Raw genomic sequence first — 9,904 nt, forward strand, 5'->3', positions numbered from 1 at the left:
GGGTTGATCGGCTCGCCGACGCTGCCCAGCACCCGCAGGCTGGACAGGTCGAACTTCGCGGCACGGCGGGCACGACGGCCGTCAGGACGGCTGCGTCACATGTTGATCATGTGGCCGGCGAGGCCGTGAATGGCCTCCTTGACCGCCTCGCCCAGGGTCGGGTGGGCGTGCACGTTGCGGGCGACCTCGTGGACGGTCAGGTCCCACTGCTGGGCCAGCGTCAGCTCGGGCAGCAGCTCGGTGACCTCGGGGCCGATCAGGTGGGCACCGAGCAGCTCGCCGTGCGTGTTGTCGCTGATGACCTTGACGAAGCCGATCGGGTGGCCGAGGCCGTGCGCCTTGCCGTTGGCGGTGAACGGGAACTTGGCGACCTTGACGTCGTAGCCCAGCTCGCGGGCCTGCGCCTCGGTGTAGCCGAAGGAGGCGATCTGCGGCTGGCAGTAGGTGGCGCGCGGGATCATGACGAAGTCGACCTCCATCGTCTCCGCCCCGCCGATGGTCTCGGCGGCGATCACGGCCATCGTCTCGGCGGCGTGCGCGAGCATCAGCTTGGCGGTGACGTCGCCGATGGCGAAGATGTGCTCGACGCTGGTGCGGCCGCGGCCGTCCACGGCGATGGCGTTGCGGTCGGTGAGCTTGACGCCGGTGTTCTCCAGGCCGTAGCCGTTGACGCGCGGCGCGAAGCCGATCGCCTGGAGCACCTTGTCGGCCTCCAGCACCTTCTGCTCGCCGTCCTTGGTGACGGTGACGCGGACCTTGGCGTTGGCGTCGCTGTCGTCGATCGATTCGACGCGGGTGGAGGTCAGCACCTCGATGCCCAGCTTGCGGTACTGCTTGGCGAGTTCCGTGGAGACCTCGACGTCCTCCAGCGGCACCACGCGGTCGAGGAACTCGACGATGGTGACCTTCACGCCGTAGTTGTGCAGCACGTACGCGAACTCGACGCCGATCGCGCCGGCGCCCGCGATGATGATGCTCTCCGGCAGCTGCTCGGTGAGGATCTGCTCCTCGTAGGTGACCACGCGGTCGCTCAGGCTGGTGCCGGGCAGCAGGCGGGTGGTGGCGCCGGCCGCGATGATGCAGTGGTCGAAGGTGACGACGTCGAAGCCGCCGCCGCTGAGCGCGACCTGGATGGTGCGGTCGTCGACGAAGGTGCCCCAGCCGTCGTACTCGGTGATGCCGTTCTTCTTCATCAGGTAGTGGACGCCCTTGACCCGGCCGTCGGCCACCGAGCGGCTGCGGCGGAACGCCTCGCCGAAGTCGAAGGTCACCTGGCCCTCGACCTTGATGCCGAAGGTCTTGGCCTCCTTGGTGAAGATGTGGGCGAGCTCGGCGTTGCGCAGCAGGGCCTTGGAGGGGATGCAGCCGACGTTGAGGCAGACGCCGCCCCAGTACTTGGCCTCGATGACCGCGACCTTCAGGCCCAGCTGGGCCGAGCGGACGGCGGCGGTGTAGCCGCCGGGGCCCGCGCCGAGGACGACGACGTCGTAGTGCGTGCTCATGTTGCTGACTCCTCCGAGGGTGTCACGGTGTCGTGATCTCGGTCCCATGGTGGCAGGACCGGGCTCGGCGCACCCATCGGGTCTCGACGGATGCGCTCCGCGCGGCACCGTACAGGCCCGGGGGCCGAATTGTCAGTGGTCTCCGCTACGGTGACCGCACCGGCGCCCACCAGGGGCGATGACGGAGGGGAGGGAGCGGATGCCGAGGTCACGCAGGGTGTTCGCCGCGCGAGCGGCGCCTACGGCGGGCGGGTGGGCCCGCCGCCCGAGGACGGCAGCGGGCCCACCCGGGCGTCAGGCCGTCACTTCGTCGGCGCAGCCGCTCACGCCGCCGCCGGTGCCTGCGGCGCTCGCGTCGGCTGCTGCGGCCGCGGCCTTGCCGGCCGGGGACTGCGCCGGTACGGGCCGTTGCAGCGAGGAGAGGTCCCAGGCGTAGGTGCCGACGGCGTGGGCGATCACGTCGATGTTGACGTCGAAGGCCTCCATGTCGATGTTGCCCAGGTTGTCGCAGGCCTTGTGGTAGCAGGAGTCGTACGCGGCGCCCGCCGTGCCGCCGTAACGCTCTGCCTGCTCCGGGGACTTGATCTTCTCGGCGCCGGTGTCGGTGCCGCCGGCCGGGATGCCGGCGTCGATGAACGGACCGTAGTCCGAGCGGCCGTCGAAGGCGGTCGGGTCGTGCGGCCGGCCGAGGCCGTCCAGGTAGCCGGTGATGTCCCGTTCGATCTGCGCCGAGCCCTCGGGACCGGCGCCGCCGCCGGCGCTGCCGGAGCCGTTGTAGACGAACTGCGCGTGGTTGGGGGATGCGATCATGTCGAAGTTGAGGTAGAGCCGGATCTTCTTCCGATCCGCCTCGGAGAGTGACTTCACGTACGCCTCGGAGCCCTTGAGGCCGAACTCCTCGGCGGACCACCAGGCGAATCTGACCTTGTTCTTCACCGGGTGGACGTTGAGGTTCTCCGCGACCTCCAGGATGCCCGCCGAGCCGGAGCCGTTGTCGTTGATGCCCGGCCCGGCCGGGACGGAGTCGAGGTGCGCCCCGACCATCACGGTGTTCTCCGGGTCCCCGCCTCGGGTCTCGGCGATGACGTTCCAGGTCTTGCGCGGTTCCATGACGGTGCGGATGTCGAGGGTCACCCGGACGGGCCCGGCGGCCGCCGCGGCGGCCAGGGCCTCACCCGCCGCGCTGGTGATCCCGCCGGTCGGGACCTTCCCGGCCGTCGGGTCCCCGAGGGTCCCGTTGAGGTCGCCCTCGGCGTTGTTGTAGACGAGCGCCCCGATCGCGCCCGCCGCCGCCGCGGCGGCCTGCTTCTGGGCGAAGCTGCAGCCGCCGCGCCGGATCAGGGCGATCCTGCCGGTGAACCCGCCGGCCGGGTAGTCGGTGGACGCGCAACCGGTGGTGGCGCTGACCGGGGCGACCGCCAACTCGGCGGTCAGGCCCGCCTCCGGTCCGCCCACCGAGTACGTCATGGCGATCACCGGCACGGACTCCGCCGTCGGGGACAGCACGTCGAGGCGCTGCGTGCGGGCCTCGAAGAAGGTGTACTCGAACTCCTGCTTGGACACCTTGAGACCGGCGCGCCGTGCCCGCTCGTAGACGTACTGCGCGGACTGCTCGTGGCCCTTCGAACCGGCCACCCGGGTACCGCCGTTGCGGTCGGCGAACCGCTGCAGCGCGGCCAGGGTGTCGTGGGCGGACTCGGCATCGGCGGCGTCGACCAGCCGGGCGGCCAGCTTGGCGCCCTTGCGCGCCGGGTCCGGGTCGGCCGCCGCGCTCCCGGCACCGGCCAGCAGCAGCGGGGTGACCAGGGCGGCGACGGTCAGTGCGGCGCCCGCGCGACGCCCGGTGACGGCGGTGCGGGGGCGCCGTAACGGGGTGGCGGTGTCGTGCCGGGTGGCGTGGTCGTGCCGGGGCGAACGGTCGAGCGGGGCGGTCGAGCGACGGGTGCGCAGCTTCAAGGCGACTCCTTCCGACGGGCCGTGAACTCACGATTTGACAGGACCGGAATCGCCTTGCCAAGCCCGCCGCGCACCCGGCGGGATGCGCGCGGGGGGATGCGCGGTGATATTGGAGGAGTGGGGCCGTCTCATCCGGGAGTGTGACCACATGTCCATGATGGATAAGCTCAAGAACCTGCTGAAGGGCCACGAGGAACAGGCCGACAAGGCCGTCGACAAGGCGGGTGACGCCGTCGACGAACGCACGCAGGGCAAGTACAGCGGCCAGGTGGACGCCGGCCAGGAGCAGATGAAGAACCAGTTCCGCGACGAGCCGCCGCAGTAGGCAGGCCGTAGCGGACGCACGGACCGGGCCGTGGCCCTCCGTGTCCGCCGCCCCGGTCCGGCCCTCGGCCGGGCCGGGTTCGGGCTTCTCGGGGGGGGGCGGCGTCGGAGCGCCCGGGCGTCAGGTCGAACGCCGCGGCGGCGCGTCGTCCGTGCGCGGGGCGCCGTCCGTGCACGAGGTGTCGTCCGTGCGCGGGGCGCCGTCCGTGCACGAGGTGTCGTCCGTGCGCGGGGCGCCGTCCGTGCACGAGGTGTCGTCCGTGCGCGGGGTGTCGTCCGTGTGCGGGGTGTCGTCCTCGGCCGCGCCGCAGTGCTCGCACGGTGCCGGTCCGGGCCGCTCGCGCAGCCGTCCGCACTCCGGGCACACCCGCTCCAGCCAGCAGGCCGACTCGCCGCCTTCGTCCATGCCGCCGATTCTGCCCCGGGCTGCCCGCGGGGGCGAGTAGACACTGTCTACGAGCGCCTGGTAGACAGTGTCCATGACCGATCAGGACAGTGACCTCCGCGCCCGACTGGTGGCCGCCGGCGTCGAACTGGTGGCCACCGGGGGCGTCCAGGCGCTCGGCCTGCGCGAGATCGCCCGCCACGCCGGGGTCTCGCACGGGGCGCCCCGCCGCTACTTCCCCACCCACCGCGAGCTGCTCGCCGCCATCGCCCGGAACGGCTTCGGCAGGCTCACCGACGCCATGGCCGGCGCCGACGCCCTCGCGGTCGGCAGCGGCGCCGACGCCCGCGGCCGCCTCGACGCGCTCGCCCGCGCCTACCTCGGCTTCGCGGCCGCCAACCCGGGCATGTTCGAGCTGATGTTCCGTCACGACCTGCTGGAGGGCAGCGGTGCGGAGCTGCGCCGCACCACCGTGCCGCTGTTCCTCACCTTCGTCGGCCTGGTCGCCGAGCTGCACCCGGGCTCCGGCGATCCGGCCGTCGCCACCGCCGCCCTCTGGGCCAACCTGCACGGCCTCGCCCAACTGCGCACCTGGGGCAGCCTGCGGCTCATCACCGGCAGCGAGGACGTCGAACCGCTGCTGCGCGCCGCGCTGGACGCCCATCTCGGTCCGGCCGCCCGGTGACGCCGCGGCTGCACCGACGGCTCACCCTGGCCGCGAGCATCACCGGTGCCGTCCTGGTCGCCCTCGACGGCACCGCGCTGACCGTCGCCCGGCCCGTCCTCCAGCACGACCTGCACGCGTCCGTCGCCGCCGTGCAGTGGGCCGGGACGGGCTACCTCGTCACCGTCGCCGCCCTGCTGGTGTTCGCGGGCCGGCTCGGCGACCGCTACGGGCACCGGCGGGTCTTCGCCGTCGGCGTGACGGGCTTCGCCGCGGCCTCGGCCGGGATCGCCCTCGCACCCGGCATCGGCTGGGTGATCGCCCTGCGGGTGGTGCAGGGCGTCGCGGGCGCCCTGCTGCAGCCGGCCACCCTCGGCATGCTGCGCGCCGCCTGGCCCGCCGACCGGCTGGCCGGCGCGATCGCGGCGCGCACGGCGGCGATCGGGCTCGCGGCCGCGGCCGGGCCGCTGGTCGGCGGGGCGCTCACCGCGCACTTCGGCTGGCGGTCGGTCTTCCTGTTCGGCCTGCTGCCGGCCGGCGCCGCGCTGCTGGCGGCCCTCGCCGTGCCGGCCGCGGCACGCCCCGAGGCTGCCGTCCGGGGCGGCGGGCTCGACCTGCCGGGCGCGGCCCTGCTCGCGCTGGCCCTGGCCTGCCTGGTGCAGACCCTGGTCGCCCTCCCGGACTCCGGCTGGTCGGCCGGCACGGCGCTCGGGCTCGCGGCCGCCGCCGCCCTCGCCCTGGCCCTGGCCCGGCACGAGCGGCGCACCCCCCGTCCGCTGCTGCCGCCCGACCTGCTCCGCTCGCCGGCGGTCGCACCGCCGCTGGGCGTCCTGCTCGCAGCCTCGGCGGCACTCCAGGGCGTGCTCTTCCCGGCGACGTACTACCTGCAGGACGTGCTGGGGCTCGACCCGCTGCAGAGCGCCCTGCGGGCGGCGCCGCTCGCGGTGGCGATGATCGTGACGGCGGCGACCTCGGCCCGGGTGACGCGGCGTCACGGTGAACGGGCCGTGGTGGTGGCGGGAACGGCCCTGGTCACCTCGGGCGCGCTGCTGGCCGCCCGGCTCGGGCCCGGTTCCGGGACCGTCGCGATCGCCGGCTGCTTCCTGCTGCTGGGCGCGGGCTTCGGCGCGGTGATGGCCACCGCCACCGCCCTGGTGGTCCGGGGCGCGGCCGCCGCCGAGGCCGGTGTCGCGGGCGGGCTGCAGCAGACCGCGCTGAACATCGGCCCCGCCCTGGGCATCGCACTCGCCACCACCGCGGCCGGCCGTGCGCAGCCCGGCGCGGCGCTGACGCCCTCCGCGCTGGCGATGGCCGCGGTGGCGGCTGTCGGCATCCTGCTCGCGGCCCGGCTGCCGGGTCGAACGGCCGACCGGCAACGGGAGTTCGCCGCAGGCCCGTGACGCCGTCGGGGCGCTCGCGGGGCCGCCGGTCGGCGTGGCCGTGGTGGCGGGCGGGCTCCTCCGTCGGCGTCCGGGGAGGCTCCGGCGGTCGGCTCGCGCCCGTACGCGACCTCCGCCTGTCGTCCGCGCCGTGGCCCGGTGGTGCCTCTCGGCCGAAGAACGCCCGCTGGTGCCAGGTCCGTTCGACCCCGGCGAGGTGCTGGACCGGGCGCAGCAGGGTCGTCGTCGACGGCGGCACGGCCGTGCGGCGCGCCAGGCGTCGGCCCGGGCACGCGACCGGTCGTCGCTGAACGGCCGCGCCGTCGCGCGTCATTCGAGCGGCTGGAGCGACTGTGGTGCGTGGGCCGCCGACGGGAGCGGTGCTGCTTGCGGCTTCGGCTCCGGGTCCGGCTCCGGGTCCGGGTCCGGCGTTGCTGCGGTGCTCGGGTTCGGCGTCGGCGTCGAGTCCGGCTGCGCCCGGTCGCGGGTGAGGGCCGCCAGCAGGGCGAGCTGCAGAGCCGCACCCACCGCCGGCCCGAGCCACACGCCCGACACTCCCCACGGCCCCGACAGGGCTGCCGAGGTGGCGAGTTGGGCACCGAGGCCGAGCAGGACGGCGAGCACGACCGGGCGGCCGGCGCCGGCCGCCTGGTACGCACCGCCGAGCGCCACCACCAGGGCGTACGGGAGCAGGTAGAGCGCCGCCATCCGCAGGAACCCGACGGACTGCGCCGCCACCGCCCGGTCGTCGGTGAAGAGGGTGGTCAGCGGGGTGGCGAGCGTCGCGGAGAGCAGGGCCGCCACGGCGCCGACGAGTGCGGCGAGGCGTCCGGTGTCGCGGCGCAGCGAGCGCAGCGCGCCGTCCTCCCCCGCGCCGGTGAGGCGGGCGGCCTCGATCGCGGCGGCTTGGCGCAGCGCGTAGAAGGCCATAGTGACGACGAGCAGCACGCGGTAGCCGACCCCGTACCCGGCCACCGCCGCGACGCCGAAGCCCGCGACCAGCCCGAGCTGGGCGGTGCCGACGGCCATCCGGGCGGTGAAGTCCAGGCCGAACGGTGCTCCCGCACGCACGATCCGCACCGCCGCCGCCCGCGTTCCCCCGGCGGCTCCGGTGGCCCCGGTGGCCCCGGCCGAACCGGGCCGCGGCTCCGGCCGTCCCGACCGCCGTCGCGACCGCCACTCCGACCGCCGCTCCGGCCGCCGTCCCCGCAGTCGTAGCGTGACGGCGAAGGCGATCGCCCGCGAGGCGGCCAGGGCCAGCGCCGCGCCCGGTACGCCCAGGGCCGGCAGCGGACCGCCGCCGAGGATCAGCAGGGGGTCGAGGGCGAGCAGCAGCGCGTTGGAGAGCAGGGCGATCCGCATCGGGGTGCGGGTGTCGCCCGCGCCCTTGAACAGTTCGTCGGCGACGCGCTGGGCGAAGAACAGCACGAACGCCGGGAACGCGACGGTGAGGTACTCGGCGGCGCGGACGGCGGCCTCGCCGTCCAGGAAGGCGCCTGCCAGCCGGTCGCGCAGCAGGAAGCCGGGGACGGCGAGCGCGAGGCTGCCGACGGCGCAGAGCCGCCAGGCGGCGCGGGTGGTCCGGGCGGCCTCGGCGTGGTCGCCCGCGCCGAGGGCGTGGGAGAGCCGGACGCCGGCTCCGGAGCTGACCACCAGGACGAGCCCGAGCAGCAGGTTCTCGACGGTTCCGGCCAGTGTCACGGCGGCGACCGCGGCCCCTCCGAGGCCGGCCACCCAGAGCGTGCCGATCACCGAGGCGATCACTCCGGACAGCAGTTCCGCGTAGACGGGTACGGCGAGCGCCGTGAGTCGGGACGTGTGCCCGCGCATTGGTTCCTCCCCTGGTCCGCCGCCACCTCGACCCGGACCGCCCGGACGGAGGCCTGAACGGCGACCTCGATGAGAGATACATCGTTTCGAGGTACATCGGCAAGAGGTAATATGACGCTCCACCGGGCGCACTCCGACGGAAGGGCTTCGCCGTGCTGACCCTCGCGATCCTCGGCTTCCTGTACGACCAGCCGCTGCACGGCTACGAGCTCAAGTCCCGGATCACCGGCCTGACCGGCCACGTCCGCCCGGTCAGCGACGGTGCGCTCTACCCCGCCATCGCGCGGCTGGAGAAGGCCGGCCTGCTGTCCCGCCGCACCGAACCGGGCACTGGCGCCGCACCGCGCCAGACCCTGGAGCCGACCGAGGCCGGCCGGACCGAGCTGCTGCGGCGACTGGCGGACCCGGAGCAGGCGGAGATCACCGACCAGATGCGCTTCTTCGCGCTCGTCACGTTCCTGCACCACCTCGCCGACCCGCCCCGGCAGGCCGCCGTCCTCCGCCGCCGCCTGGCCTTCCTGACCGAGCCGAGCAGCTTCTTCCACGACGGCGACGGCCGGGCGGTCAGCGCCGAACGCGAGCCCAACCCGTTCCGGCGCGGGATGCTGCTCGTCGCCCGGGCGTCCACGGCGGCCGAGCGGGCCTGGCTGGAGGAGACCATCGCGGAGCTGGAGCAGTCCGGACGGCCCAGTTAGCCCCGGCGATCCCGACAACCCCCCTCGCCCCAGTGGCCCCAGTGGCCCCGGTCGCCCGGACGGCCCAGCGGACACCAGGAAGAGGGTCGTTCCACACCTGGCTCCACCGGGCCCCGGCGTGGCTATGATGATCCGCCTCACGTCCTCGGCGTCCCCTCCGCGGCGTGATCCGCCACCGCGCCCCGCCGTCCCCCTGGAGGCCGCCGTGCCCACTGCCGAGACCGCAGCCGCCCGCCCCGCGCCGCTGAAGCGGGACGACATACCCGGATGGTTCTTCAGTCTCGATCGGGCCGCCTTCGGCCACCTGCTGTCCAGCCAGAGCTCCACCGGGGTCACCGGCGACATCCTGGAACTCGGCAGCTACCTGGGCCGCAGCGCCGTCCTGCTCGGCGACCACCTGCGGCCGGGCGAACGGCTGACCGTCTGCGACCTGTTCGACTCCGAGGCGGACGACGACGACAACGCCGCCGAGATGGCCATGTCCTACCGCAAGACGCTGACCCGCAGCGCCTTCGAGTCCAACTACCTGGCCTTCCACCGCGAACTGCCCGAGATCGTCCAGGCCCCCACCTCCGTGCTGGCCGACGGCCGGATACCGGCGGGCAGCTGCCGGTTCGTCCACGTCGACGCCTCCCACCTGTACGAGCACGTGGCCGGAGACATCGCCGTCGCCCGGGCCGCACTCGCCGAGAACGGCCTGGTCGCCCTGGACGACTACCGCTCCGAGCACACCCCGGGCGTCTCGGCGGCGGTCTGGGAGGCGGTCTTCACCGGCGGACTGCAGCCGGTGCTGCTCACCCCGATGAAGTTCTACGGCACCTGGGGCGACGCCGCGGCGGCCCGGCAGGTCCTGCTGGAACGGGACTGGCGGGCCGAGGGCTACACGGTCGACGAGGACACCATCGCCGGAACGCCCGTGCTGCGCCTCAACTACCAGGTCAAGGCACCCGTCCACCGCTCCGCCTCGCGCCGGCTGGCGCTGGAGCTGCTGCCGCCGGTCGCCACCAAGGCGACTCGCCGGATGCTCCGGACGCTGCGCGAGCGGCGTGCCGCACCGCCGGTGCCGAGCACCTGAGAAAGTGTTGGGTAATCGGATGATTACTGGTTCTTGAGGTCGTCGGCGAGGCGGCGGGCTGCTTCGGTCTCGATGGGGCCGCGCGGTTCGACCT

General features: G+C 74.2%; 9 protein-coding genes and 1 pseudogene. 5 read left to right on the plus strand and 5 right to left on the minus strand.

Annotation, left to right across the window (positions count from 1 at the left end):
- Nucleotides 1-95: 95 nt before the first annotated feature.
- Complete coding sequence (gene lpdA, locus ABT048_RS30230) at nt 96-1,502, minus strand: dihydrolipoyl dehydrogenase (RefSeq protein WP_350524714.1); 1,407 nt, start codon at nt 1,500-1,502, stop codon at nt 96-98.
- A 294-nt stretch (nt 1,503-1,796) separates the two neighbouring features.
- Nucleotides 1,797-3,323, minus strand: a complete 1,527-nt coding sequence (locus tag ABT048_RS30235; RefSeq protein WP_350524727.1) for a M28 family metallopeptidase — start codon at nt 3,321-3,323, stop codon at nt 1,797-1,799.
- A gap of 283 nt (nt 3,324-3,606) precedes the next feature.
- Between ABT048_RS30235 and ABT048_RS30240 the strand changes: the two genes are divergently transcribed.
- Nucleotides 3,607-3,783, plus strand: coding sequence for an antitoxin (locus ABT048_RS30240; protein WP_350524715.1), 177 nt, complete (start codon nt 3,607-3,609; stop codon nt 3,781-3,783).
- Between the two features lie 120 nt (nt 3,784-3,903).
- On the opposite strand, the gene ABT048_RS30245 is transcribed toward ABT048_RS30240, so the two are convergent.
- A complete protein-coding gene (locus tag ABT048_RS30245) occupies nt 3,904-4,188 on the minus strand; it encodes a hypothetical protein (RefSeq protein WP_350524716.1) in 285 nt (94 codons plus the stop codon).
- 73 nt (nt 4,189-4,261) lie between these two features.
- Here ABT048_RS30245 and ABT048_RS30250 point away from each other — a divergent pair, with 73 nt between their 5' ends.
- Together ABT048_RS30250 and ABT048_RS30255 are read left to right on the plus strand one after the other, a co-directional pair.
- Nucleotides 4,262-4,852, plus strand: a complete 591-nt coding sequence (locus ABT048_RS30250) for a TetR/AcrR family transcriptional regulator (protein WP_350524717.1) — start codon at nt 4,262-4,264, stop codon at nt 4,850-4,852.
- Nucleotides 4,849-6,231 carry an MFS transporter gene (locus tag ABT048_RS30255; protein ID WP_350524718.1) on the plus strand — a complete coding sequence of 461 codons (1,383 nt, stop codon included), beginning with the start codon at nt 4,849-4,851 and terminating at the stop codon, nt 6,229-6,231. The genes ABT048_RS30250 and ABT048_RS30255 overlap by 4 nt, the downstream gene beginning before the upstream one ends.
- Nucleotides 6,232-6,358: 127 nt before the next feature.
- Here the strand turns inward: ABT048_RS30255 and ABT048_RS30260 are convergent.
- Nucleotides 6,359-6,544 (minus strand): annotated as a pseudogene (locus tag ABT048_RS30260) (mycothiol transferase); the annotation flags it as partial.
- Complete coding sequence (locus ABT048_RS30265; RefSeq protein WP_350524719.1) at nt 6,541-8,040, minus strand: MATE family efflux transporter; 1,500 nt, start codon at nt 8,038-8,040, stop codon at nt 6,541-6,543. The pseudogene ABT048_RS30260 and the gene ABT048_RS30265, both read right to left, overlap by 4 nt.
- Before the next feature lie 152 nt (nt 8,041-8,192).
- Between ABT048_RS30265 and ABT048_RS30270 the strand changes: the two genes are divergently transcribed.
- Complete coding sequence (locus ABT048_RS30270) at nt 8,193-8,735, plus strand: PadR family transcriptional regulator (RefSeq protein WP_350524720.1); 543 nt, start codon at nt 8,193-8,195, stop codon at nt 8,733-8,735.
- 205 nt (nt 8,736-8,940) lie between these two features.
- A complete protein-coding gene (locus ABT048_RS30275) occupies nt 8,941-9,810 on the plus strand; it encodes a class I SAM-dependent methyltransferase (RefSeq protein WP_350524721.1) in 870 nt (289 codons plus the stop codon).
- The last annotated feature ends 94 nt before the right edge of the window (nt 9,811-9,904 follow it).

It is taken from the genome of Kitasatospora sp. NPDC096140 (assembly GCF_040303045.1).
Classification (GTDB): Bacteria; Actinomycetota; Actinomycetes; order Streptomycetales; family Streptomycetaceae; genus Kitasatospora.